This window comes from Nocardia sp. NPDC050799 (genome assembly GCF_040654015.1).
Classification (GTDB): domain Bacteria; phylum Actinomycetota; class Actinomycetes; order Mycobacteriales; family Mycobacteriaceae; genus Nocardia.
In genome coordinates this window covers 25,343-48,748 of the sequence record NZ_JBFAHF010000025.1, presented here as the reverse complement: position 1 = coordinate 48,748, position 23,406 = coordinate 25,343, and the positions used below count along the sequence as shown (strand labels likewise).

Sequence of the window (23,406 nt, the reverse complement as noted above, 5' to 3'; positions counted from 1 at the left end):
CCTTTACTAAAGTAAAACATCTATCAAGTAATAGGACCTGTCCAATTTGTCGCGTTCAGCCCGCGCGCACCGCGTTCTCGGCCAGCGGAACCACCAGCGGAGCTCCGGTTTCGGGATCGTCGATCACCCGGCAGCCCAGGTCGAACACCTGCTGCACCAGTTCGGCGGTGACGATCTCGCGCGGCGCTCCGGCCGCGATCACCGCCCCGTCCCGCATGGCGATCAGATGATCGGCGTACCGGAAGGCGTGATTCAGATCGTGCAGGACCGCGACCACCGTCCGCCCGGTCTGCCGGTTCAACTCGCGGCACAGATCCAGCAGCTGGATCTGGTGGGCGATATCGAGGAAGGTCGTCGGCTCGTCGAGCAGCACGATCGGCGTCTCCTGCGCGAGCACCACCGCGATCCACACCCGCTGCCGCTGACCACCGGACAGTTCGTCCACCAGCCGCCCGGACAGTTCGGCCACCCCGGTGGCGGCCATGGCCGCGGCGACGGCCTCCTCGTCGCGCCGCGACCACTGCCGGATCAGCGACTGATGCGGATACCGGCCGCGCGCCACGAGATCGGCGACCCGGATCCCCTCCGGCGCGGTCGAGGTCTGCGGCAGCAGCCCGATCCGCCGGGCGACCTCTTTGGCCGGATAGCTGCCGATCTGTTTCCCGTCGAGCAGCACCGCACCGGATTCCGGTGCCAGCAGCCGCGACAGTGCCCGCAGCAGCGTGGATTTCCCGCAGGCGTTCGGGCCGATGATGACGGTGAAGGTGCCGTCGGGGATATCGACGGTCAGTTCGTCGCTGATGACCCGGCTGCGGTAGCCCAGGCGCAACCGATCGGCGCGCAACCTGGCCGGCGCGGCGGCCCCGTCGGCGGCACTGTGCCCGAGTTTTTCGTCCACCATGATTCCCTCAGTTCCGTCGAGCCTCGGCCACCAGCAGATAGGCCAGATATGCGCCACCGATCGACGCGGTCACCACCCCGACCGGCAGGGTGGTCGGCGCGAACGCCCGGCGCGAGATCCAGTCGCAGACCACCAGCAGCAGCGCACCCATCGCCGCGGCCGGCAGGATCGCGGTCGTCGGGGTGCGCGCCAGGCGCCGGCCCAGTTGCGGCGCCGCCAGCGCGACGAACGCGATCGGGCCGGCCACCGCGGTGCCGACCGCGGTGAACGCGACACTGAGCACGGTCAGCACCAGGCGTGCCCGCCCCACCCGGATTCCGAGCGCCTGCGCCGCGTCGTCCCCCAGCTCCAGCACCTGCAACCGGTAGACGGCGGGAACCACCGCGACGGCCAGGATCGCCAGCACCACCAGGGCCGGCAGGATTTCGTCCCAGGTGAGCCCGTCCAGCGTCCCGACTCCCCACGCGGCGGCCGACATCGCCTCGTCGAGGTCGGCACGCAGGATGAGCCAGGTGTTGACCGCGGCCAGCATCGCGCCGACCCCGATACCGACAATGATCAGCCGGAAACCCTTGACGTTCTGCCGGAAGGCCAGCACGAAGATCGCGAGCGCGGTGAGCAGTCCGCCGCCCAGCGCACCGGCCGCGGTGGCGTAGTAGCCGCCACCGGACAGCAGCACCAGCAGCGCACCGGTGTAGGCACCGGAATTGAACCCGACGATATCCGGGCTGCCCAGCGGATTCCGGGTGACCGACTGCAGGATCGCGCCGCTGACCCCGAGTGCCGCGCCGAGCACCAGCGCCATGAGTACCCGGGGCATCCGCCATTCCCGCACGACCAGTTCGTCGCCACCCACCCCGTTGCCGAGCAGCGCCCGCACCACCCGGTCCGGCGGAATCGCGAAATCGCCGGTGCCCAGCGCCAGCAGCGCCACCACGCAGGCGGCGGCCAGCAACACGACCGTCACCACGAGGCCGCGCATCCCGAAACGGGCGGTGACACCGCGCAGGCGCAGTACCCGGACCGAACGGCCGAAATCGATGGTCGAGGCGGCACCGAGGCGCGGCGGCTTGCGCACGGTGGTCACGACTGCCTCATCTCCGAGCGGCGGGCCAGCCAGATCAGCACCGGCGCGCCCAGGAACGCGGTCACCACACCGGCGGACAGTTCGTCGGGCGGGATGGCGATCCGGCCCACCACATCCGCGAAGAGCACCAGCGTGGGTGCCAGGACCAGGGAATAGGCGACGATCCAGCGGTGGTCGGGGCCGACGATCCAGCGCGCGATATGCGGCACCGCCAAACCCACGAAGGTGATCGGGCCGACCGCCGCGGTGGCGGTGCCACAGAGCAGGATCAGCGCGAGCGCGGTACAGGCCCGGGTGCGGGTCACGTGTACGCCCAGCGCGCGGGCCAGATCGTCGCCCAGCGCCACGGCATTGAGCGAGCGGGCGGCGACGAAGGCCAGGATCAGCCCGGCCACGATGAAGGGCGTGGCGCCGGCGAGAACGTCGTAGCCGCGGCCGGTCAGCGCACCGGCGTCCCACTGCCGCATCTTGTCGAAGGCGGTCGAGTTCAGCAGGATCAGCCCCTTGGTGACACCGGTGAGCACGGCGGTCACCGCGACACCTGCCAGGGTGAGCCGGATCGGATCGGTTCCACCGCGCCCGACGGTCCCCAGCCGATACACCGCCACCGACACTACCGCGGCGCCCGCGAATCCGAACCAGACATAGGAGGCGATCCCGTCGGCGCCCAGATAGGCGACGGCGACCGCGATGGCGAACGCGGCGCCCGCGTTGATACCGAGCAGGCCCGGATCGGCGAGCGGGTTGCGGGTCAGGCCCTGCATCAGGCAGCCCGCGACCCCCAGTGCGCTACCGGCGAGCAATCCGAGCAGCGTACGGGGCAGGCGGTATTCGCTGATGACCAGGTCGTCGGGGGAGCCATCGGGCTCCCACAGTGCACTAATGATTTCCGTGATCGGAATATGCGCCACCCCGACCCCGAGACTCAGTAAGCAGGCGATTACCAGAAAGACTGCTCCCAGCAACCATCCAGACCACCTGCGGACACCCGCTTGTGTGTGGTATTCATAGGACGAACCGGCAGTCATGAGGCGGTGTCACACCTTCTGTGCATCGAATCATTCCTTCCGGTCCGTATGACGTAGGTCACTGTCATTACTCACAAAAGTCGTTACCGAGGCTTTATAGTGAGGAAAGGCTAACCTAACCGAAGACGGGCTGGCAACAGACTGCGCCGACACCGCACCCACGGTGTCCGCGAGCGGATTTCTCCCCGAACGGGGCGAGTATTCGTCCGGCGCAACGACGCACGAGCGAGAGGTGTGAGGGATGTGGACTCCGACGCTGCTGACGCCCGTGCGCCTGCTCTCCCCCTCGCCGCAGAGTTTCCGGTCGAATCCGGCCGGGTTGCAAGAAGATAGACAGGATGAGGGATAGATGATGCAGCCTTTCGTCACCTGATCGCCCAGGAAGACGATCCGACACCACCGGCGGTTTTCCGTAACCCCCGGATTTCACCTGCGAATGCGCAGTGATACCCCCCGAACCGCGGCTTATGCGCGTGCGCGTACAGGCCCGGGGATCACTGCTGCCTTTTTCGCCGGACGGCACCGTCCGGCCGAAATAAGGCGACATTTCGCAAAACCATGAGGGAACCACGATGAATATCAAGTCGATTGCTGCCACCGCGGCGATGACGGCGGCGGTACTGGGCGTCGCCGGAGGCATGGCGAGTGCCGACACCTTTGTGCCGCTCCCCGGCGGCGAAAAGCTCGGACCCGGCGTGAAGTTGAGCCGTGTCGACGAGAGCGCGCTCATCTCGCCGTCGCTGTCGGCCAACGGCGCCGGCCGGGTCGCCTGGCTGAGCGGACGCATCTTCGCGGACGTCAGCCAGACCCCGGAGGGCACCCCGGGCCCCTGGAAGGGCCCCACCAACGCCCCCGGCACCAACAACTCGTCCACCCACGGCACGTCCCGCGTCAGCGCCGGGTACATCGTCGGCTGCCAGGTCAGCATTGCCGACGACGCCATCTCGGCCGGCGTCTCGGCCAGCGTGAGCACCTCCAGCCTGGGCGCCAGTGGTTCGATCGGCATCAAACTCGGCCCCGGTCAGGTCAAGTTCGTCAATGTCGAAGGTGTCGATATCCCGAAGCCCGGCGTGTATTGGGTCGACTACAAAGACGTCGAAATCAATATCGAAGGGTGCGCCGGATACGCGCAGGCCCGTTCCTACGCCGTCGTCGAAATCATCGGCGACCATTATTCGAAGACCACCCTGTACGGAGCTCCGTTCAGCATCGGCTGACGCACGTCGTATCTGGTCGATCCAATCCGTCGCTGAACGGAATTCTTTTCCGAGAGGGAAACTGTCATGTCTGTCATCAAGAAAAGCGTCGTACGGGCCGCCGCCCTGGCGGCCGCGTCCGCGGCCGCGGTCGGCCTGTTCTCCACCGGCGCGGCCAATGCCGACACCTTCGTGCCGCTGCCGGGTGCCGAGCTGAACCACACCCTGCCCAACGGCCTGAACATCACCGCCCGCATCGCCAACGAATCGGCGCTGATCAACCCGTCGATGGGTTCGACACCGCTGCACCGCAACGCCTGGGTCTCCGGTAGCGCACAGGTCGAGGTGCACGGTCCGCACAAGGGCACCAAGATCACCCCGGGATATGTCGTGGGCTGCCAGGTCGATATCAGCGGTGGCGCCGGCAACGGTGGAGCCGGTGTGACCTCCTCCGGTGACAAGGTGACCGGCAACCTCAGCTCCGGCGCCAACCTGACCCTCGGCCCGGGCCAGGCCACCTCGTTCCTGCTGCTCGATATCGAGAAGCCGGACGTCTACGGCGACGAGGGCCACACCTTCGCTGTCAAGTTCACCGGCGCCAACGGTTCGGTGACCTGGTCGGATTCCACCATCGGGCTCAACGGCTGCGCCGGTTACGCCCAGGCCCGTGCCTTCGTGCGGGTCGAGACCACCACCGAACAGGGCATCTCCGAGTTCCGCGTGTGGGGTCAGCCCTTCAGCCTCGGCTGAGCCCGATCCAGCGGTTCCGCTCGACGGCAGTAGCCCCGGCCCGATGGCCGGGGCTACTGCCGCGATCGCCCGCGCGATAGAACCTCTCCGGCCATCCGGTCCGACACAGCCGCGGACGCGACGCCTCACGAGACGTTCAGGTTCCGGCGTATTTGTGACACTGCACAAGAACACTCGGATCGAGCGGAGCATTCCCGGCCTCCGTGCCGACACCTGGAATCTCCGTGCGGCCGTGCGTACTCCGCCGCCGTTCCGCCGTGCGCGGACCGGGCCCGGGACTTCGCCCGGCCACGTTCGTTAGGCTGACCGTCCTATGGCTACCGGCGCGACTCTGTACACCGTCACCCTGCACTTGTCCGATATCGATCGGGGCGTCTACCAGGAGCTGGAGTTGCGGATGGCCCGGCACCCCTCGGAGACCCCGGAATTCCTGATCACCCGGCTGCTGGCCTACTGCCTCGAATACACCGACGGCATCACCTTCAGCGACGGCGGCGTCTCGTCCACCGACGAACCGGCGGTTCTGGTCCGCGATCTCACCGGCCGGATCACCGCGTGGATCGAGGTCGGCGCCCCCGATTCCGACCGCGTGCATCGCGGCAGCAAACGCGCCGAACGGGTCGCGGTGTATACCCATCGCGACCCCGTCAAGGTGCTGGCACAGCTGTCCGGCAAACGGATCCATCACGCCGCGCACATCCCGCTCGTCTCCTTCGACCGGCCCTTCGTCGAAACCGCGGCGGCGGTTCTCGAACGCCGTAATACCGCCACCGTGTCGGTGACCGAACGCCAGCTCTATCTCGAACTCAACGGCACGTCGCTCAGTACCCCGATCGCCGAACAGCGACTCGCGTGAGCCCCCGGCCGGGACACCGAACCGCGGGGCTTGACCTCAACTGATGTCGAGGTTCCAGAGTGTCGGTATGCATGCGGAAGACCAGCGGAGTATCAGAGCCACCCTGACCGCCCACACCGAGCTGTGGGTGCGCCACGAAATGCGCGAGTGGGGAAAGTATTTCACCGAAAATTCGGATTTCATCACCCACCGCGGGATCTGGTGGCGGTCCCGCGAGGCGAACATCCGGGGCCATCTGGAGGTACCGGAGTCGGTGATCGCGCAGAAACGCGATTACACCCAGGAGATCGTGGCGATCGACGAACTGGCACCGGGCGTCGCGCTCGTCCACACCCGCTGGAGCTGGCCGGGCCACGTGCTGCCCGGCACGGAGACCGCCGCGGACCGGCAGGGGTTCATCACCCTCGTCCTGATCCGGCGCGACGGTGAGTGGCGCATCCGGGCCGCGCACAACACCCGGACGAATGGATCGGACGACTTCTCCCCGGAGCGAACCGCAACCGCGGCGCGATGATTCCGCGCGGTCGCCGGACCGCGCTCGCGCCCCGGTAGCGCACCGCCGGGAACACCCGGTCGACGCCGAGCCGGACCGCCGGGCCGGCACTCGCCGTACGGCTCCTTCGGCGACTCGGCTCGCCGAGCGCCATCGAAGGGCAATTTCGCTCTGCGCATCGACTTTCCTGCCAGTGGCGAGACGGCCGGCGGAGGCCTGGAGCCGCGCTCGGTTCGCGATGCGGCACCATCGGACGATGCGAACCGGTGCCCGCCGGCCCGAGGGACCCGCCGGTCCCCGGCCGGATACCGCCGAGCGGCTCCCGCCCGACTTCTACCGGCTCTGGAGCGCGTTCACCGCCGGCCAGCTGGGAAGTGCCATCGGCGCGGGCGCGCTTCCGCTGGCGGCGATCCTGCTGGTCGGCGCCTCCGATCTGCAGGTCTCGCTGATGGTGGCGGGCGCCGGGGTCGCCGCAGCCGCGATCGCGCTGCCACTCGGCCCGTTCCTCGAGTTCCGGCGCAAGCGCCCCGTCATGACAGGTGCGGGTATCACCGCGTGCGCCGCGCTGATCTCGGTGCCGATCGCCGCCCGGTTCGACATGCTCACCTACCCGCACCTGTGCGTGACCGCAGCGGTCCAGACACTGTGCGCCGTCGTCTTCAACGCCGCGCGCGACGCGCACCTCAAAACAGTGGTCCCCGCACGGCAACGAGTCCGAGCCGGAAGCCGGCTGGAGACCACCTTCTGGACCTCGACCACACTGGGCGGCCCGGTCGGCGGACTGCTCGTCACGGTATTCGGGACGACGACCACCCTGATCGTCGATTCGCTCGGACATCTGGTGTCGGCGCTCGGTATCCGCCGGACCCGCACGCCCGAAACCCCGCCCGCACAACGGGACGGCAACCGTCCCACCCCGGCCGGGATCAGAGCGGGCTGGACCTACCTCTTCGCGCACCCCACCCTGCACCGGCTGTTCTGGAACGCCATGCTCTTCGGCGGTTCGCTGGTGCTCATCTCGCCGTTGCTGGCGCTGCTCATGCTGCGGGAACTGGGTTTTCCGCCATGGCAGTACGGGCTGGCCCTCGGGGTGCCGGGGCTCGGCGGCCTGCTGGGGTCGTGGTGCGCCCCGCGGCTCGTCGCCCGGTTCGGTGAACACGCCGTCCTGCTCGGATCCGGCACGCTGCGCACCTGCTGGCCCGGACTGCTCGTGCTCGCCGGGCCCGGGCCACTCGGGCTCGCCGTCGTCCTCCTCGCCGAAACGCTGCTGCTCTTCTGCGCCGGCGTATTCAACCCGGTATTCACCGCCTATCGCACGAACCACACCGCCGACGACCACATGGTGCGCGTCGGCACCGCCTGGTCGATCAGCGCCCGATGCGTCCAGCCCGCGTTCATCGCCCTCGGCGGTGTACTCGCGACCGCGTTCGGCGTACGCGCGGCGATCGGCGTGGCGGCGCTGGCGCTGCCGGTCAGTGCCGCGCTGCTGCCCTGGGGCGGCGCGCGCGGAGACGCGGCGCCCACCCCGGTGACCGGACCGCGTTCAGGGCTCGATGAGCCCCGCGCGGATGGCATAGCGGGTCAACGCCAGCCGATCACGTAATCCCAGCTTCTGCAGGATATTGGCCCGATGCCGGTCCACGGTCTTCACACTGATGACCAGGTCACCGGCGATCTCGCGCGACGAATAACCCTCCGCGACCAGTTTGACGATCTCCTCCTCGCGCGGAGTGAGCAGACTGCGCGGCAGGGGCTCGTCCCGGTCGGCGTGCTGCAACCAGTCGCGGATCAGGGAGTTCACCGCGCCGGGATACAGATAGGACTCGCCGCGCAGTGTCGCCCGGCAGGCTTCGAGCAGATCGCGGTCGGCCACGGATTTCAGCACATAGCCGGAGGCGCCGACCCGCAGCGATTCGAAGAAGTACTGCTCGTTGTCGTACATCGACAGCATGAGGATCCGCACGTGCGGTGCGGCACGGTGGATCTCCCGCGCGGCCTGGATGCCGGTCATCCGCGGCATGGCGATATCCAGGATCGCGAGATCGACGGGAACGTGCCCGATCTGCTGCACCGCCTCGTGACCATTGGCGGCCTCGGCGACGACCGTGAGATCGGGTTCGGCGTCGAGGATCAACCGCAACCCGGAGCGGACGAGCGCGTGATCGTCGGCGAGCAGGACCCGGGCCACGGCCGGGTTCGTCACGGCGTGCTCCTTTCGCCTCGATGCGGGATACGCAGGCAGATCTCGGTGCCGCGCCCCGGCGGCGACTCGATGGTCAGGGTGGCGTCCACCAGCAGTGCGCGCTCACGCATTCCGCGGATACCGGCCCCGTCCTCGGCCACCCCGCCGCGTCCGTCGTCGGAAACCCGCAGCACCAGCGAATCGCCGTGCACCCGCAGGCTCAGCCCGACCCGGTGAGCGCCCGCGTGCCGGGCGATATTGGTCAGGCCCTCCTGGGCCACCCGGTAGCAGACGAGTTCGATATCGGGGTCCAGCCGCGGCAGTGCGCGGTCCACGTCGCGGGTCACACTGATGCCGGCCGTCGAGCTGAATTCGCTGCACAGCGCGCTGAGGGCGCTGGACAGCCCGAGATCGTCGAGGACGTCGGGCCGCAACCGCCGCGCGATACCGCGCACCTCGTCCAGACAGGAGCGCACGGTCTCCTGCGCGCCGTGCAGGACATCGACCACATCGGCGGGTGCGCGGTCGGCGGCCCGCTTCATCGACAGCAGCGCCACGGTCAGGCTCTGGCCGATCTCGTCGTGCAGTTCCCGCGCGATCCGCCGGCGCTCGCCCTCCTGCGCGGCCAGCGCGGACGCACTGGCCGCGGCGCGTTCGGATTCGAGCCGGTCGACCATGGCGTTGAACGAGTCGATCACCCGGGACAGGTCACCGTTGCCGCGCTCGTCGAGCCGGCCGCTGCGCCGCAGCGGGTCCACCCGGCGCATGGAGACGATGAGCTGATCCAGCGGAGCCAGGCTGGACCGCAACAGGAAGGCGTTGGCTGCCAAAATCACCGCCAGCCCGACCGCCAGCACCGGTATCTCGGTGAGCCGCACCCGGGACGACACGGTCGCCGGCGAGACCGCCAGCACCAGGGTGCCGAGTGTGAAGACGAGACCGTTGATGAGGAAGATCCGCCGGAACAGCGCATCGGCCGGGGTCCGGGTATGCCGCCGGAACAGGCCGTATCCAGTGTCCGGACGGTCCATGACCTCAGTGTGACCGTCGGTGCCCGGGCTGTCCATGGGGCGTGACACCCATCTTCCGGGCCGGCCGCTACACAGCTCCGGCCACCGGAGATGGGTAGCGGCACCGATGGTCGGCGATACCGCCCGGCGCCGAAACTGGAAGCCGAGAAAACCGGCTGCGGGAGGAGCGTTCGACGTGGACATCGACCGCGGCACGTTTCCGGGCCAGGGCACCGTGCACCACCTGCTGACCCGCAGCGGTGACCGGTTCGCGCTGGTGTCCGGTACCGACGGCGCGAAACACATCCACGTCTACCGCACCGCCCGCGACGAACCCGTCCACTCCATCGCGCTGGGCCCCGACGAAGCCGATCAGCTCGCCGAACTGCTGCACAGCAGACCCCTGCCCGACCGGGTGGCCCGGCTGGAACGGCTGATGGACCAGTTCACCGGCGACAGGAACCGGTCATGACAACCCTCTCCCCGCACGCGCGACGGGACCATCCGATGCAAGCACACGAGATCGCGGTCCAGCTGCCGACCGTTCGCACCGGCGACCCCGTCGCCAAGGCCATGCGATTGATGGTGGTCAACCGGCTGCCCGGCCTCATCGTGGTCGATGCGGCCGGCCGGCCCGTCGCGGTCCTGCCCGGGACCCAGGTGCTGCGGCTGGCCATCCCCAGCTCCTACCAGGACGACCCCGCGCTGGCGCGCACCATCGACGAACTGCACGCCGAACTGTTCTGGCGTGAACCCGGCGATCTGACCGTGGGCGACTGCCTGCCCGAACACGCACCGCGCCCGGCCGTGGTGCACCGCGACGCCACCCTGCTGGAGATCGCCGCCCTCATGGCGCAGCGGCACAGCCCGCTGGTCGCGGTGGTGGATCGCACCCGCACCCTCGTCGGCGGCATCACCCTCGAACGACTACTGATCAGCCTGGCCGTCGCCGGGCCCGACGACTGACCCGCCGGGCCGAGGGGAGGTGCGCCGATGAACCAGATCCTGGCGGTCGTCGTATTCGTCGGGGCGTTCTGGTTCATCGCCACCGAACGCGCGGACAAGGTGAAGGTCGTCCTGGTCGCGGCGGGGTTGATGACCGTGCTCGGTCTGATACCCGGCGAGCAGGTCTTCTACAACGCGCATGTCGGCATCGACTGGAATGTGATCTTCCTGCTGCTCGGCATGATGATCATCGTCGGCGTCATCAAGCAGACCGGATTGTTCGACTTCCTCGCCATCTGGGCCGCGAAACGGTCCCGTGGCAGCCCGTTCCGGCTGATGGTGATGCTGATGATCATCACGGCCGTCGCCTCGCCGCTCCTCGACAATGTCACCATCATCATGCTCGTCGCGCCGGTCACCATCGTGGTGTGCGGGCGGCTGGGTTTCGCCGCGCAACCGTTTCTCATCGCCGAGGTGCTCGCCGCCAATATCGGCGGCGCGGCCACCCTGGTCGGCGATCCGCCCAACATCATCATCGGCAGCCGGGCCGGCCTGACCTTCAATGATTTCCTGCTGCACATGGCCCCGGCCGTGGCGGTGATCTTCGTCCTGTTCGTGCTGTTCACCCGCTGGCTGTTCCGCGCGCATCTGCGTGAGCGTTCCGAGCACATCGAGACGGTGGCGGCCCTGCAGGAACGCCGGGCCATCACCGATCCGCACCTGCTGGCCCGCGCATTGCTCGTACTGGCCGGGGTCGTGGTGGGTTTCGGTCTGCATTCGATGCTGCACGTGGCGCCGTCGATCATCGCGCTGCTCGGCGCGGGCGCCATGGTGCTGATCTCCCGGCTCGATATCGGTGACATCCTGCGCGAGGTGGAATGGGGCACCCTGGTCTTCTTCATGGGCCTGTTCGTGATGGTTGCCGGTCTCGTGCACACCGGCGTGATCGAGCTCCTCGGCGACGCCGCTGTCGCCGCATTCGGCGACAATCCGCTGTTCGCGTCGGCGGTCCTGGTTTTCGGTTCCGCCGTCGTGGCCGCGTTCATCGACAACATCCCCTATACGACCACCATGGCCCCGGTCGTCGAGGGCCTGGTCGAACAGACTTCCGACCACGGGCAGGGCCGCGCGCTGTGGTGGGCGTTCGCCTTCGGCGCGGATTTCAGCGGGAACGGCACGGCGGTCGCCGCGAGCGCCAATGTGGTGGCCCTCGATATCGCGCGCCGGGCCGGGCACCGGATCACCTTCTGGCAGTTCACCAGGTACGGCATCGTGGTCACGGCGCTCAGCTGCGTGCTGGCCTGGGCCTATGTCGCGGTCCGGTACTTCTGAGCAGCGACATGCCACCCACTCGTCCATGCCGCGGCTCACTACTTCCGACTTCCGACCGGCGGCGGCCGGTGACACCGCCACCCGCTGAGCCACGAAGCAGGCCCGGCACCCTCGACCGGCACCGGCGACACCAGCCGCTGACCCACGGTGTGGTCTGGTACCCCGGCCGGCGGTCGACGCGACGATGTCGCCCCTGAGACTCGGCGAGCGCTGGCGCCCTATACCGCCACGCGCCCGGTGTCTACCTCGGGTAGCGGCGGCAGTTCCAGGTTCTCCCGAAATGTGGCACCGAGGTAGTCGGAGCCGACGATATCGCGGCGGCGTAGTTCGGGCAGCAGACCGTTGGTGACGAAATCCCGGGTGCGGGGATCGTCCAGGCCGCCCAGCGAGATGATGTCGAGCACTCCGGCGCGATATCGCTCTTCGATGGCATCGGCCAACTGCTCCGGCGTACCCGCCGCCGACCAGTGGCCGGTGTGCCGCGCTTCCAGGATCAGCTCACGCAGGGTGCGCCCGGAACCGGCGAGACGCGCGAAGATCTCCACCCGCCCACGCCGACGATGCACCGAATCCAACTCGGGGAGAGAATTTTCCGGGAGCGGCCGGTCCAGCGGGAGATCGGAGAGGTCGACCCCGCCGCCGAGCATATCCGCGAGCAGCCGGCGACCGGCTTCGAAGTCGAATGACTCCTCCTGTTCGCGGACCAGCCGCGCGGCCTCGGCTTCGGTCGCGCCATAGGTGGCGTGGAAGGAGCTGAAGATGTACGGCAGCCCCGCCGGCCGGCCCAGCTCCCGGGCGCGGGCACGGACCTTGTCCGTATACGCGTGGGCGTCGTCGAGTGTGGTCAGCGAAGTGAACACCGCTTCGGCGAAACGGGCGCCGAGTTCGATTCCGCCCGCCGACTGGCCGGCCTGGAACTGCACCGGGCGCCGCTGCGGCAGCGGCGGGATGTTCAGCGGACCGCGCACGGTGAAATGCTCGCCCCGGTAGTCGATCGGACGCACCCGGGCCGGATCGAGTACGGCACCACCGCGACCGTCCGGGGTGAGAGCGCCCCGCTCCCACGAGTCGAACAGGGCGTGTACCACTTCCAGCGATTCCGCGGCGCGCGCATAACGCTGTTCCGGGCCGGGCAACTCCTGATCGCTGTAGTTCTCCTCGCCCAGCGATGAGGTCACGGCGTTCCAGGCGGACCGGCCGTTGCTCACATGATCGAGCGTGCCGAACAGCCGGGCCAGATTGTACGGGTGGTGGAAGGTGGTGGTGACCGTGGCGATCAGACCGATATGTGTCGTCACCGAACTCAAGGCCGAGAGGTAGATCAGCGGCTCCTGTGCGCCGATCGCCCCCTGCGCGCCGAAACCGAGCAGGTCGGCCGCGAAGAGCGCGTCGAACCTGTGCTCCTCGGCCACCTTCGCGACGGCGATCGCGGAGTCGAGCGTCGACCGGCCCGGGTCCACCGCCGCCGCGTAGATATCGGTACCGCCGCTGACTCCGGTGACCGTCTTGAGATGCCGTCGAGGTCTGCTGCGTGATACCACCTTGCGACGATATGGCGCTGGTCGGCGCCTCGGGCAGCCTTGCGCTCACCGTGATTCGGAGGCTCGCGCACCGCGCCGCCGGGCCGCTCCGTAATCCCCCTTCGGATCACGGGGCGGCCCGGGTACCGGGTACCTCCCCGTTCGGGCCCCGGCCAGCCCATGTCGCGGTCGCCGGCCAATCGTCGTCGAACCCGCTCGACGACCCCTGTCGCGCAACGGTCGCGGCACCTCCCAAATCAACTGCGTGCACCCGACACTTCCGCCGGGGCGCACCTGTGTCACGCGGGAACCACCGCCACCCGCGCCTCGCGCACCGTGGGTTCCCCGATCTGATCCGCCACCGCCCGGGCGTACTGCGCGTGTGTGAGTCCCGCGGTGGCCTGCCACAGGGTGACCGGTCCCGCGACAAGCCGGTACTCACCCGCCGCGCCGGCGCCGAGGCCGGCGGGCGGGGTGAGGACCGCCCAATCCAATGCGGTGGTCGCGCGCAGCGCGGCGAGCTGACGCAGATGGGCTTCGGCGAACGGGCGGAGACGGGCCGGGAACAGGCCGGCGTCGTCGCCCAGGCGGCCGCCCGAGTCGAGTTCCAGGGTCGCCGCCAGCCCCACCGCGATCAGGCGGCGGTGCGGCCGATGCCAGTACCGGTCGAGATCGGCGACGATTCGCGCGTAGTAGTCGATCTCGAAACCGTCGAACGAATCCGGCGGCGCCGGGAACGGCGTCACCGCCGTCACCACCGCGTCCACCCCGTGCAGTAGCGCCTTCGACGCCACCAGATTCCGCGCGTCACCTGCGGTCACCCGCAGGTCGACCGGCAGGTCGCGGTGCCGGGCCTGCTCGCGCACCACCCCGGTGACCTCGTGCCCGTCCCGCAGCAGCGCCGCGGTGACCGCCCGGCCGACCCGTCCCGCCGCTCCGAGTACCGCGATATGCCGGCGGCCGCTGTCCGATGTGGTGCCCATGGACGTGACGGTAGGCCCGACCCGCCCGGTGACCGCAACGTAACTACCTACACTGAAACGGTGACCAGGCCCGACATCCAGCTCCCCTCCTTCGACCCGGTCTGCCCGATGAGCAGTTTCCCGATCCGGATCGGTGGGAAATGGACGGCCATGATTGTGCTGTCCCTGGAGAATTCGCCGCAGCGTTTCGGCGTACTGCGTCGGCATCTGCGCCCGGTGAGCGCCAAGGTCCTGGCCGAGACGCTGGTCTCGATGGAGCGGGACGGGCTGGTGTGCCGCCGCCCGGTCGGGGCCAGCGACGATCAGGGTGTCGAATACGAGCTGACCCCGCTCGGCCGCTCCCTGCTCGGCGTGATCGAACATGTCCGCGGCTGGGCCCTGGAGCACTTATCCGAATTGGACGGTGCCCGGGCCGCTTTCGACGCCGAGAGCGGTGCGCGCAGTGCCTGATCAGGTCAGCCGACGGATATCCCCGCGCACCCGGTAGAACCCACCGCGCGCCGACTCGGCCACCCCGTCCACCACATAGCGGGTGCCGGCCTGCCGGATATCCCGGGGGAACTGCACATTCCATTCCCGCCGGTAGCCCGGTGAGACGATGTGCACCCGCAGGCGCCCGCCCACGTCGATACATTCGACGACCACGCCGCCCCCGGCATCGGTGGTCACCTCCACGGTGCTGCTGGGCACCACGGCGGCCAGCGGCGGCGCCTTCACCGAGACGGTCTGCGGCAGCACACCCTGTTCGGCGTCGCGGACCGCGGTCTCGCTCACATCGAGGCAGGCCAGGGTGCCGGCGGTGGTGACGAGGTACAGCCGGTCGTCGTGATACTGCATCGAATACGCCGAACCGCAGCCGGTGCCGAGTTTCCAGAGCCGGCGGCCGCCGGCGTCGAAGCAGTACACCGACGAATAGTTGTCACCGGCGAAGACGTAGCGCCCGTCCGGCGAGGCCGCGCACGAGTACACCGCGGCATCGCACTGGAATATCCGGTCGGCGCGGCCGCCCTTGTCCAGCATGCGCACCTGGTTGCGCGCGGTACCGGCGTAGACCGCCGCGGCCTCCTGCCAGCCGAACAGCACCGCACCGCCGGTGCCGCGGTGCCACTGATGGTTACCGGAGCCCAGGTCGTATTTCGTGACCCCGCCCGAATGCCCGTGGTACACCCCGTCCGAGTCGATGCGCACCATCCAGCCCGAATCGCCGTCGCTGCGACGCGACCACAGCGATTCCTCCTCGTGGTCGATCACGGTGAGGCCGCCCTGCACATCGGAGACACCGAGGATGCCGTCGTGGATATCGAGCCAGTAGATATCGACATCGGCGGCGATATCGTAGGCCGCCCGCGGCACCTTGCCCGACAGATCGTAGACCCGGCCGTCGTCGCAGCCGGCGTAGATCCAGAAGTCGTCGGCGACAATACATTTGACCGCGTCGGGCAGCCGGAAGCGCCCGGTCACCGCACCCGCCGGGGTGAGCGTGAAGACGTCGCCGTTCTCGTTACCCACCCAGCAGCGCTCGGAGTCGATGAAGATACCGAACGCCGCGGCACCCGAATCGAAGGTCCACAGCACCGGCGCGGTCCGGGCGGTGGAACGTCCGCTGGCGATCGCCCGCCGGGTGACCGCCCGCGCCGCCCGCGCGCCCGGGACCGCGGGGGCATAGCCCTTGCGGACTTTCTCGCCGATCTTCTTCTGCGCCGCCGCCTGCGCCTTCTGCGCGTCGGCGAAGGAGCTGACCTTGCTCTGCCCCTGTTCACCGATCCGCCCGTACCGGATCGTCACCTGGGTGCCGTCCACCGCGACCTCGTAGAACTTGTGCGCCGATCCCCCTTCCTCCGACAGTTCGAGATAGGTCGTGGTTGCCGTGGTCATACTGGTCCCGCTCGTCGTCGTTGCGCTTCGACGCGAAAAGTAGCAACCGGTACCGACATACGGAACACCGTCGAAACCACGCCCCCGGAACTCGCGGGCACGGGGCGTCGCGGACACCGGCCGAGACGGTGCTCACACCGCGTCACGCACCCCGGCCCGGTCTCGTCTCCAGTGGTAGGAACCCAGAGAACGGAGCCACCATGCCTCAGCAGCGCACCCATGTGGTCGTGATCGGCGGCGGATACGCCGGAACCCTGGCCGCCAACCGGTTGCGCCGGCGGCCGGACCTCGAGATCACCCTGGTGAATCCACGCCCGGAATTCGTCGAACGTATCCGGTTGCACCAGCTCATCGCCGGTACGGGTACGGCGACAGCCGGCTACGACTCCCTGCTCGGGACCGGGATCCACCTGCTCGTCGACACCGCGACACGGATCGACACCGGCACCCGGACGATCCACACGGCCGCCGGTGCGGAACTGACCTACGACTACCTCGTCTACGCCGTCGGCAGCACCGCGGCGCCGGGGTCGGCGGTGCCCGGGGCGGCCGAATTCGCCTGCTCCGTGGCCGAACTCGAGCAGGCACAGCGGCTGCGCGCGGCGCTCGCCGGGACCGCCGCGAACGCGCCGGTGACGGTCGTCGGCGCCGGCCTGACCGGGCTGGAGACCGCCACCGAACTCGCCGAGCAGGGCCGGATGGTGCGGTTGATCTGCGGCGGTGTCCTGGGACCCGCGCTCAGCGCGCCGGGACGCCGTGCGGTGGCCGCCCGGTTGCGCCGGCTGGGTGTGGACGTCCTCGACACCGCGGTCGTCGGCGAGGTCCGCCGCGACGCCGTCGTCCTCGGCGACGGCACGGTGCTGCCCAGCGCGGTGACCATCTGGACCGCGGGTTTCGGGGTGCCCGACCTGGCCCGCGCCAGCGGCCTGACCACCGACGAGCTGGGCCGGCTGCGCACCGACGAAACCCTCACCAGCGTCGACAGCGACCGGGTGATCGCCGCCGGGGACGCGGCGGCCCCCTCCGGACAACCGCTGCGGATGAGCTGCCAGGCCGCGATCCCGCTGGGCGCCCAGGCCGCCGATACCGTGCTGAGCCGGCTCGCCGGCGATATCGCCGTACCCATCGACCAGGCGTTCGTCGGATCGGCTCTCAGCCTGGGCCGCCGCGGGGCGGTCATCCAGGTGGCCCGCCGCGACGACACACCGGTGAATGCCTTCTTGGCAGGCCGGGTGGCCGCGACGGTGAAGGAAGCCATCTGCAAGGGCACCCTCTGGCAGATCCGGCGCGAGGCGCGCAAACCCGGTGCGGCACTGTGGCTGAAGGGCGGCCGGAAGGCCGGTAGGGCTGCCGCCACCGCCGCGCGGTGAAACCCGCGACCGGGGGCGGGGGGTCACCATACCGGTACCCCCGGCCCCGGTCGCCGTTCCCGTTCGAAGTGAGTGAAACGGAATACGCTCCACCGGCCCGGGTGTTGGCGCCGACATGGCACTCAGCGCACCGATCGGAATCGCCCTCACTCCCCGCCCCGCCGCCATCAATGCCGTCGACGATGTGATCGAACGGGCCCGCCTCCTCCAGCGGAGCGGCATCGACCGCGCCTGGTTCGGGCAGCGTTTCGACTTCGATTCGCTGTCGCTGGCGGCCGTGGTCGGCTCCGCGGTTCCGGGTCTGCACGTCGGCACGTCGGTGGTCCCGATCAACCCACGCCATCCGCTCGTGGTCGCGAGCCAGGCGCAGACCGCCCATGCCGCCAGCCATCGCCGGTTCACCCTCGGCCTCGGACTCGGTGCGCGGGACCTGGAAGAACCCGCGTTCGGGATCCGCACCGAGCGGCCGATCCGCCGGCTGCGCGAGTACCTCACCGTCCTGCGCTCGGTACTCACCACGGGGACGGTCGATTTCACCGGTCACACCGTCTCCGCGGCGCCGCCGCTCCCGGCGGCGGTGGCCGGCGGCGACGGGCCCGATATCGTCGTGGCGGCCATGGGTCCGCAGGCGGTGGCCGCCGCGGGTGAACTCGCCGACGGAATCGTGCCGTTCCTGGCCGGACCCCGCACCCTCGGCGGCGATATCGTGCCGCGGGCCGAGGTCGCCGCCCGGTCCGCGGGCCGGCCCCGGCCCCGGGTGATCGCGGGAGTCGCGGTGGTGGTGACCGACCATCCCGAGCAGGTCCGGGCCCGGGCCGCCGAACAGATGGCCTTCTACGAGGGCATCCCGTCCTACCGCGCCGTCCTGGACCGCGAAGGTGTCGCCACCGCGGCCGAGCTGGCCGTTATCGGCACCGAGGCCGAGGTCGAAGCACAACTGCGCCGCTACGTGGAGGCGGGCGCGACCGAACTGCTCGTCACCCAGACCGACCTCGGCGGCCCGGCGGACGAACTGGCCACCTGGCGCTTCCTCGGCGCGCTCGGCGGCGTCCCGGTCTGATCCCGGCGCCCGGTTTCGCTCACGGCGCGCGCAACCCTGCCGGTTCCCACCCGCGGCCGGTACCGTCCTCACTCCCGCCGATCGCCGACGATCGGCTCGGCAGGCCCGGTCGGGCGGAGTGTGGAGCGTGTGGTGACCGACATGGGGCGAATCGTCAGGGGTGCGCGGTGACCGCGACCGAGATCGCGCCGGATACCGCCGCCGCGCCACCGGGTCCCGCCGCACGCCGCGCCGGCTACCGGCGGCTGATCCGGCCGGTCGCGACCCGGCTGGCCGCCCTGGTTCTGGTGCTCGTGCTCTGGGTCCTGGTCACCGCGACCGCCTTGGTCGATCCGCTGTACCTGCCCTCGCCCGGGGCGGTCTGGGACGCGTTCGTCCGCGCCAACACCCGGCATCCGATCGCGCCCGGCGTGGATCGCATGGTGATCGGTGAGCAGAACTACTACCTGTGGGAACATCTGGTCGCCAGCCTGCAGCGTATCGGGGCCGGGGTCGGCCTGGCCGTCGTGGCCGGACCGCTGACCGGGTTCGTCATGGGCATGCTGGCCCCGGTCCGGCTGGTCACCGAACCGATCCTGAACTTCCTGCGCGCGCTCCCCCCGCTGGGCTATATCGGATTGCTGATCGTCTGGTTCGGAATCGGGGACGTCTCCAAGATCTGGCTGCTCTTCCTGGCCGCGTTCCCGCCCATCGCCATCGCGACCCTGAACGGCGTCACCGGGGTCAAACAGGACTACCTGCATGCCGCGCGCTCACTGGGCGCCGGCCGGGTCCAGGTGATCCTCCGCGTCGTCCTGCCCGCCACCCTGCCCGAGGTCATCGGCGGTATCCGTCTCGCCACCGCGTTCGCCTGGACCACCGTGGTCGCCGCCGAACTCAACAACGGCATCCCCGGTATCGGCGGACTCGCCTACATCTCCGGCACGCAGCTGGACACCCCGCTGACCATCGCCTGCATCATCGTCATCGGTGGCGCGGCACTGGCCCTCGATTCCCTCCTGAAACTGGCCGGCGATGTGGCGGTCCCCTGGAAAGGCAAGGCATGAAACGCACAGTTCGGACGGTCGCCGCGTTGGTCCTCGCCCTCGGCGTGACCGCCACCGCCGGCTGCGTCCAATCCGGGCGCGGCGACAGCGGCGCCCAGGACGGCGGGACGGCCTGCCCGTTCACCCCCGACACCGAGGTCACCGCGACCGCCCGCATCGGATACCAGGCGATCCCCAATGCCGACCTCTACGTCAAGGACCGCGGCCTGCTGGAGGCATGCCTGCCGAACGCGACCGTCACCTGGAGCCAATTCTCCTCCGGCGCCGATGTGGTGCAGGCGTTCGGCGCGGGCAGTATCGATATCGGCACACTCGGCTCCAGCCCGGCCACCAAGGCGGTCTCGGCGCCGCTGAACCTGCCGGTGCGAGTGCTGTGGATCCACGATGTGATCGGGGAATCGGAATCGCTGGTGGTCGAGGACAAGGCGGTCACCTCGCTCGCGGGTCTGCGCGGTAAGCGGGTCGCGACGCCGTTCGGGAGTACCGCGCACTACAGCCTGCTCGCCGCGCTCGGCAAGGCCGGCCTGTCCGGCCAGGTGAACCTGATCAATCTGCAGCCGAACGCGATACCCGGCGCCTGGTCCGGCGACCAGATCGATGCGGCGTGGGTATGGGATCCGACCCTGTCCGAGCTCATCGAGGCCGGCGGCACCGTCCTCACCTCCAGCGCGGAGACCGCGGCCCAGGGCGCGCCGACCTTCGATGTCGCCGCGGCCACCACCGCCTTCCTCGACCGGAACAGCGCATTCGCGGCGGTGTGGGCGAAAGTCCAGAACTACGCGATCGAGCAGATCCGCGACAATCCCGAGGAGGCCGCGGTGGCGATCGGCGCCCAGCTCGGTATCGACCCGCAGCTCGCGCGCCCGCAGCTGGCCGGCTACACCTATCCGACCGCGACCGAGCAGGCCGGGCCGGAGTACCTGGGCGGCGATTTCGCCGGTGCCCTGCACAAGACCGCGGAATTCCTGCTGAGTCAGGGCGGTATCGAGGCGGTCGGCGGCGAACAGGCCTACCGGGATGCCATCTATCCGGACGCCGCGCGGGCAGCGGCACAGTGACCGCCACGACCCACCGGGTGACCCTCTCCGCGGTGACCATGAGCTACCCGGGCGGACAGTCCCCCACTCAGGTCCTCGCACCCACCGACCTGACCGTCGAGGGCGGTGAGTTCGTCTGCGTGGTCGGCCCGTCCGGCTGCGGGAAGACCACCCTGCTCAATATCCTGGCCGGGTTCCTGGCACCCAGCGGCGGCACGGTCCGGGTCGGTGACCGGCCCGTCACCGGGCCGGACCCCGATCGCGGCGTCGTCTTCCAGCAGCCGACCCTCTACCCCTGGCTGTCGGTCCGACGGAATGTCGAATTCGGGCCCCGGGTGCGGGGAGTCGAGCGCGCACGCCGACAGGCCGAAGCCGATCGACTGCTCACCCTCGTCGGCCTCGACCGGCTCGGCGACCGGCGCCCCTACGAACTGTCCGGCGGCCAGCAACAGCGCGTCCAGATCGCCCGCGTGCTGATCAACGATCCGCGGATCATCCTGATGGACGAGCCTTTCGGTGCCCTCGACGCGCTCACCAGGGAAAAACTGCAGAGCGAACTGCTGGCGCTGTGGCGGGAACGCCGGAATACCGTCCTGTTCGTCACCCACAGCATCGACGAGGCGCTACTGCTAGGGACGCGGGTCATTGTCATGGGTGCGCGGCCGGGCCGGATCATCTACGACGAACCGACCGCGTTCAAGCACGATCTCGGCGACGCCGGGTTCGCCGAGGTCCGCGCCGACCCGGGATTCATCGTCATGCGTGACGAACTCGCCCGGCACATCTACACCGCGCACGCCGCCTGAGCGTTCGATCCCGACCCGTCCGGCCGGCACCGGTCTCCGTCCGTCACACGAGTTCGCCGGGGTACCGAAAATCCGCCCACGGAGGGATGTTCACCGGGTCACGCGCTCGTAGGCTCGGCGAGACGACGGGTACCGGCGCGCCACCCACTACCGTTGCCCCGTGACCGCCTCGGAAATCCCGCAACCGTTTCCCGCGATCGAACCCTACGATTCGGGCCTGCTCGACGTGGGCGACGGCAACCGGATCTACTGGGAGACCAGCGGTAACCCGGCAGGCCGTCCCGCGCTGGTGGTCCACGGCGGACCCGGCAGCGGTGGCCGCCGCAGCGCGCGCACCGGGTTCGACCCGGAGGTCTTCCGGATCGTGCTGTTCGATCAGCGTGGCTGCGGTGAAAGCCGGCCGCACGCCGCGGATCCGGCGGTCGATATGCGGCACAACACCACCGAGCATCTGCTCGCGGATATGGAGGCGCTGCGCGAACACCTGGGTATCGACCGGTGGCTGCTCTACGGCGGTTCGTGGGGTTCGACGCTGATCCTCGCCTACGCCGAACGTCATCCGGAACGGGTCACCGGAATAGTGCTGGTCGGGGTGACGACGACCCGGCCGCAGGAGATCGACTGGCTCTACCACGGCCTGCGGCTGCTGTTACCGGTCGAATGGGAGCGGTTCCGCGCCGGCGCTCCGGCCGGCGTCCGGGACGACGAACTGGTCGAGGCGTATCGGCACCTGATGGAAGATCCGGATCCCGAGGTCCGGGCGGCGGCGGCCCAGCGATGGTGCGCGTGGGAGGACGCGGTGATCGCGCACGAAAACCTCGGCACGCCCGGCCAGTACAGCGCGAAACCCGATGCGGCGCGGCTGGCCTTCGTCCGGATCTGCACCCACTATTTCGCCCACGCCGCCTGGCTCGAGGACGGCGGCCTACTACGCGATGCCCATCGGCTCGCGGGCATCCCCGGTGTGCTCATCCACGGCCGCCTCGACCTGTCCGCACCCCTGCGCACCGCCTGGGAACTCGCCCGGGCCTGGCCCGGCGCCGAACTGCGGATCGTCGACGATTCCGGGCACACCGGCAGCCCCGCCCTGCGTACCGCCGTGCTCGACGCGATCGCCCGCTTCACCGACTGACGCGAGTACCGCTTCCCGGACGCGCGGGCTCGGGGTTCCCTATGATCAGCCGGCGACCGGCGGGTGTAACGCTCTGGCCCGAGTGCCGCCGAACGCGCTGTCCGATTGCCGCCGGCGGGCCATCCGCCGGACTCTGATAGTGGTTCCATGACCGCGACTTCCGCACCGTCGGCCCGGCTCGTCCTCGAAGGCATGTATCGCGCCGAAGCCGAGTACCTCGCCGCCGGTGGACCGGGCAACGCCTCGTTCAGCACGCTCGCGCCGTTTTTCGCCGCGGACGTCGAACTCCACCAGGCCGACGGTCTCCCCTACGGCGGCGTCTGGCGCGGCCATGCCGGTATGGAGCGTTTCTTCCTCGTCATGAGCGCCACCTGGGACCGCTTCGACATGGCCGAGCAGACGATCCTGTCCGATTCCGGTCCGCTCGTGGTCCACACGCATGTGCGCGCCCGCTCCCGCGTCACCGGCCGCGAACTGGATTTCCCCATCCTGCAGACCATCACCGTACTCAGCGGACTGATCACCGAAGTACGCCCGTTCTACTGGGACACCGCGGCCATCGCGGCCGCCTGTGCACCCACCCCCGCAAACGATTAGCGGGTGCAGCCCGGCCTCCGGCACACACCTCGAATCGAAACCATGGCGCGGGTTCGGAACCCGCCGAGGCGGCGCCGGGACTCGGTCTCGGGGAGGCGTACCCCGCTCATTCGCGGCATTTCCGCCCCGCTCTCCGAGCAGAACTCCGAAATCGAACGTTTCGAGGGTGTCTCCGGCATTGATTGCCTGCTGGTACCAGA

24 protein-coding genes are annotated in these 23,406 nt (G+C 69.4%); 16 read left to right on the top strand and 8 right to left on the bottom strand.

Features of this window, described 5'->3' with window-relative positions:
* Window positions 1-55: 55 nt before the first annotated feature.
* Genes AB0H42_RS24005 through AB0H42_RS23995 form a run of 3 tightly spaced genes read right to left on the bottom strand, consistent with a single transcriptional unit; the run spans window position 56 to window position 2,953 of the window.
* Complete coding sequence (locus AB0H42_RS24005; RefSeq protein ID WP_357059414.1) at window positions 56-901, bottom strand: ABC transporter ATP-binding protein; 846 nt, start codon at window positions 899-901, stop codon at window positions 56-58.
* Window positions 902-908: 7 nt separating this feature from the next.
* On the bottom strand, window positions 909-1,988 hold the full coding sequence (locus AB0H42_RS24000) for an iron chelate uptake ABC transporter family permease subunit (protein ID WP_357059411.1): 1,080 nt from the start codon (window positions 1,986-1,988) through the stop codon (window positions 909-911).
* Window positions 1,985-2,953 carry an iron chelate uptake ABC transporter family permease subunit gene (locus AB0H42_RS23995; protein ID WP_357059408.1) on the bottom strand — a complete coding sequence of 323 codons (969 nt, stop codon included), beginning with the start codon at window positions 2,951-2,953 and terminating at the stop codon, window positions 1,985-1,987. Before AB0H42_RS23995 ends, AB0H42_RS24000 begins: the two co-directional genes overlap by 4 nt.
* Before the next feature lie 635 nt (window positions 2,954-3,588).
* Here AB0H42_RS23995 and AB0H42_RS23990 point away from each other — a divergent pair.
* From AB0H42_RS23990 to AB0H42_RS23970, 5 genes are all read left to right on the top strand, one after another.
* Window positions 3,589-4,233, top strand: a complete 645-nt coding sequence (locus AB0H42_RS23990; protein ID WP_357059405.1) for an MspA family porin — start codon at window positions 3,589-3,591, stop codon at window positions 4,231-4,233.
* A gap of 66 nt (window positions 4,234-4,299) precedes the next feature.
* Window positions 4,300-4,962 carry an MspA family porin gene (locus tag AB0H42_RS23985; protein WP_357059404.1) on the top strand — a complete coding sequence of 221 codons (663 nt, stop codon included), beginning with the start codon at window positions 4,300-4,302 and terminating at the stop codon, window positions 4,960-4,962.
* Between the two features lie 313 nt (window positions 4,963-5,275).
* Window positions 5,276-5,818: a YaeQ family protein gene (locus tag AB0H42_RS23980; protein WP_357059401.1), complete on the top strand. Its 543-nt coding sequence runs from the start codon at window positions 5,276-5,278 to the stop codon at window positions 5,816-5,818.
* Between the two features lie 67 nt (window positions 5,819-5,885).
* Window positions 5,886-6,332, top strand: a complete 447-nt coding sequence (locus tag AB0H42_RS23975) for an SgcJ/EcaC family oxidoreductase (protein WP_357059399.1) — start codon at window positions 5,886-5,888, stop codon at window positions 6,330-6,332.
* Between the two features lie 235 nt (window positions 6,333-6,567).
* Complete coding sequence (locus AB0H42_RS23970; RefSeq protein WP_357059396.1) at window positions 6,568-7,914, top strand: MFS transporter; 1,347 nt, start codon at window positions 6,568-6,570, stop codon at window positions 7,912-7,914.
* On the opposite strand, the gene AB0H42_RS23965 is transcribed toward AB0H42_RS23970, so the two are convergent.
* Window positions 7,855-8,514, bottom strand: coding sequence for a response regulator transcription factor (locus AB0H42_RS23965; RefSeq protein WP_357059394.1), 660 nt, complete (start codon window positions 8,512-8,514; stop codon window positions 7,855-7,857). The two genes, AB0H42_RS23970 and AB0H42_RS23965, sit on opposite strands and share 60 nt — an antisense overlap.
* Window positions 8,511-9,524, bottom strand: coding sequence for a histidine kinase (locus AB0H42_RS23960; protein WP_357059392.1), 1,014 nt, complete (start codon window positions 9,522-9,524; stop codon window positions 8,511-8,513). The genes AB0H42_RS23965 and AB0H42_RS23960 overlap by 4 nt, the downstream gene beginning before the upstream one ends.
* Window positions 9,525-9,699: 175 nt before the next feature.
* On the opposite strand from AB0H42_RS23960, the gene AB0H42_RS23955 reads away from it, so the two are divergent.
* Genes AB0H42_RS23955 through AB0H42_RS23945 form a run of 3 tightly spaced genes read left to right on the top strand, consistent with a single transcriptional unit; the run spans window position 9,700 to window position 11,780 of the window.
* The gene (locus AB0H42_RS23955; protein ID WP_357059389.1) at window positions 9,700-9,975 is read left to right on the top strand and encodes a hypothetical protein; all 276 of its coding nucleotides are present in this window, start codon (window positions 9,700-9,702) and stop codon (window positions 9,973-9,975) included.
* Window positions 9,972-10,469, top strand: coding sequence for a CBS domain-containing protein (locus AB0H42_RS23950; protein WP_245713224.1), 498 nt, complete (start codon window positions 9,972-9,974; stop codon window positions 10,467-10,469). Before AB0H42_RS23955 ends, AB0H42_RS23950 begins: the two co-directional genes overlap by 4 nt.
* 27 nt (window positions 10,470-10,496) lie before the next feature.
* Window positions 10,497-11,780, top strand: a complete 1,284-nt coding sequence (locus tag AB0H42_RS23945; RefSeq protein WP_357059387.1) for an ArsB/NhaD family transporter — start codon at window positions 10,497-10,499, stop codon at window positions 11,778-11,780.
* A gap of 218 nt (window positions 11,781-11,998) precedes the next feature.
* Here AB0H42_RS23945 and AB0H42_RS23940 read toward each other — a convergent pair whose 3' ends face one another.
* Together AB0H42_RS23940 and AB0H42_RS23935 are read right to left on the bottom strand one after the other, a co-directional pair.
* Entirely contained in the window at window positions 11,999-13,321 is a 1,323-nt protein-coding gene (locus tag AB0H42_RS23940; protein WP_357059384.1) for an NtaA/DmoA family FMN-dependent monooxygenase, read from the bottom strand.
* Window positions 13,322-13,599: 278 nt separating this feature from the next.
* Entirely contained in the window at window positions 13,600-14,283 is a 684-nt protein-coding gene (locus AB0H42_RS23935) for an NAD(P)H-binding protein (RefSeq protein WP_357059380.1), read from the bottom strand.
* A 60-nt stretch (window positions 14,284-14,343) separates the two neighbouring features.
* Here AB0H42_RS23935 and AB0H42_RS23930 point away from each other — a divergent pair, with 60 nt between their 5' ends.
* Complete coding sequence (locus tag AB0H42_RS23930; protein WP_357059377.1) at window positions 14,344-14,733, top strand: helix-turn-helix domain-containing protein; 390 nt, start codon at window positions 14,344-14,346, stop codon at window positions 14,731-14,733.
* Here the strand turns inward: AB0H42_RS23930 and AB0H42_RS23925 are convergent, their stop codons facing one another.
* Window positions 14,734-16,158 (bottom strand): WGR domain-containing protein, encoded by a 1,425-nt coding sequence (locus tag AB0H42_RS23925; protein ID WP_357059374.1) that lies wholly within the window; start codon window positions 16,156-16,158, stop codon window positions 14,734-14,736.
* Between the two features lie 200 nt (window positions 16,159-16,358).
* Here AB0H42_RS23925 and AB0H42_RS23920 point away from each other — a divergent pair, with 200 nt between their 5' ends.
* From AB0H42_RS23920 to AB0H42_RS23890, 7 genes are all read left to right on the top strand, one after another.
* A complete protein-coding gene (locus AB0H42_RS23920) occupies window positions 16,359-17,528 on the top strand; it encodes an FAD-dependent oxidoreductase (protein ID WP_357059372.1) in 1,170 nt (389 codons plus the stop codon).
* A gap of 115 nt (window positions 17,529-17,643) precedes the next feature.
* Entirely contained in the window at window positions 17,644-18,588 is a 945-nt protein-coding gene (locus tag AB0H42_RS23915; protein ID WP_357059370.1) for a TIGR03564 family F420-dependent LLM class oxidoreductase, read from the top strand.
* 245 nt (window positions 18,589-18,833) lie between these two features.
* Window positions 18,834-19,634, top strand: coding sequence for an ABC transporter permease (locus AB0H42_RS23910; protein ID WP_357059551.1), 801 nt, complete (start codon window positions 18,834-18,836; stop codon window positions 19,632-19,634).
* Window positions 19,631-20,692 carry a glycine betaine ABC transporter substrate-binding protein gene (locus AB0H42_RS23905; RefSeq protein ID WP_357059368.1) on the top strand — a complete coding sequence of 354 codons (1,062 nt, stop codon included), beginning with the start codon at window positions 19,631-19,633 and terminating at the stop codon, window positions 20,690-20,692. The genes AB0H42_RS23910 and AB0H42_RS23905 overlap by 4 nt, the downstream gene beginning before the upstream one ends.
* Window positions 20,693-20,730: 38 nt before the next feature.
* Window positions 20,731-21,477: an ABC transporter ATP-binding protein gene (locus AB0H42_RS23900; RefSeq protein WP_357059549.1), complete on the top strand. Its 747-nt coding sequence runs from the start codon at window positions 20,731-20,733 to the stop codon at window positions 21,475-21,477.
* Window positions 21,478-21,637: 160 nt separating this feature from the next.
* Window positions 21,638-22,609: a prolyl aminopeptidase gene (pip, locus tag AB0H42_RS23895; RefSeq protein WP_357059367.1), complete on the top strand. Its 972-nt coding sequence runs from the start codon at window positions 21,638-21,640 to the stop codon at window positions 22,607-22,609.
* A gap of 147 nt (window positions 22,610-22,756) precedes the next feature.
* A complete protein-coding gene (locus tag AB0H42_RS23890; protein WP_357059364.1) occupies window positions 22,757-23,206 on the top strand; it encodes a nuclear transport factor 2 family protein in 450 nt (149 codons plus the stop codon).
* The last annotated feature ends 200 nt before the right edge of the window (window positions 23,207-23,406 follow it).

What these genes read in the sequence shown, in the direction of transcription:
- AB0H42_RS23960 (WP_357059392.1), bottom strand. Translation starts at nt 9,524, where the DNA reads ATGGACCGTCCGGACACTGGATACGGCCTGTTCCGGCGGCATACCCGG.
- AB0H42_RS23950 (WP_245713224.1), top strand. Translation starts at nt 9,972, where the DNA reads ATGACAACCCTCTCCCCGCACGCGCGACGGGACCATCCGATGCAAGCA.
- AB0H42_RS23905 (WP_357059368.1), top strand. Translation starts at nt 19,631, where the DNA reads ATGAAACGCACAGTTCGGACGGTCGCCGCGTTGGTCCTCGCCCTCGGC.
- AB0H42_RS23925 (WP_357059374.1), bottom strand. Translation starts at nt 16,158, where the DNA reads ATGACCACGGCAACCACGACCTATCTCGAACTGTCGGAGGAAGGGGGA.
- AB0H42_RS23915 (WP_357059370.1), top strand. Translation starts at nt 17,644, where the DNA reads ATGGCACTCAGCGCACCGATCGGAATCGCCCTCACTCCCCGCCCCGCC.
- AB0H42_RS23945 (WP_357059387.1), top strand. Translation starts at nt 10,497, where the DNA reads ATGAACCAGATCCTGGCGGTCGTCGTATTCGTCGGGGCGTTCTGGTTC.
- AB0H42_RS23920 (WP_357059372.1), top strand. Translation starts at nt 16,359, where the DNA reads ATGCCTCAGCAGCGCACCCATGTGGTCGTGATCGGCGGCGGATACGCC.
- AB0H42_RS23975 (WP_357059399.1), top strand. Translation starts at nt 5,886, where the DNA reads ATGCATGCGGAAGACCAGCGGAGTATCAGAGCCACCCTGACCGCCCAC.
- AB0H42_RS23980 (WP_357059401.1), top strand. Translation starts at nt 5,276, where the DNA reads ATGGCTACCGGCGCGACTCTGTACACCGTCACCCTGCACTTGTCCGAT.
- AB0H42_RS23900 (WP_357059549.1), top strand. Translation starts at nt 20,731, where the DNA reads ATGAGCTACCCGGGCGGACAGTCCCCCACTCAGGTCCTCGCACCCACC.
- AB0H42_RS23890 (WP_357059364.1), top strand. Translation starts at nt 22,757, where the DNA reads ATGACCGCGACTTCCGCACCGTCGGCCCGGCTCGTCCTCGAAGGCATG.
- AB0H42_RS23970 (WP_357059396.1), top strand. Translation starts at nt 6,568, where the DNA reads ATGCGAACCGGTGCCCGCCGGCCCGAGGGACCCGCCGGTCCCCGGCCG.
- AB0H42_RS23985 (WP_357059404.1), top strand. Translation starts at nt 4,300, where the DNA reads ATGTCTGTCATCAAGAAAAGCGTCGTACGGGCCGCCGCCCTGGCGGCC.
- AB0H42_RS23990 (WP_357059405.1), top strand. Translation starts at nt 3,589, where the DNA reads ATGAATATCAAGTCGATTGCTGCCACCGCGGCGATGACGGCGGCGGTA.
- AB0H42_RS24005 (WP_357059414.1), bottom strand. Translation starts at nt 901, where the DNA reads ATGGTGGACGAAAAACTCGGGCACAGTGCCGCCGACGGGGCCGCCGCG.
- AB0H42_RS23935 (WP_357059380.1), bottom strand. Translation starts at nt 14,283, where the DNA reads ATGGGCACCACATCGGACAGCGGCCGCCGGCATATCGCGGTACTCGGA.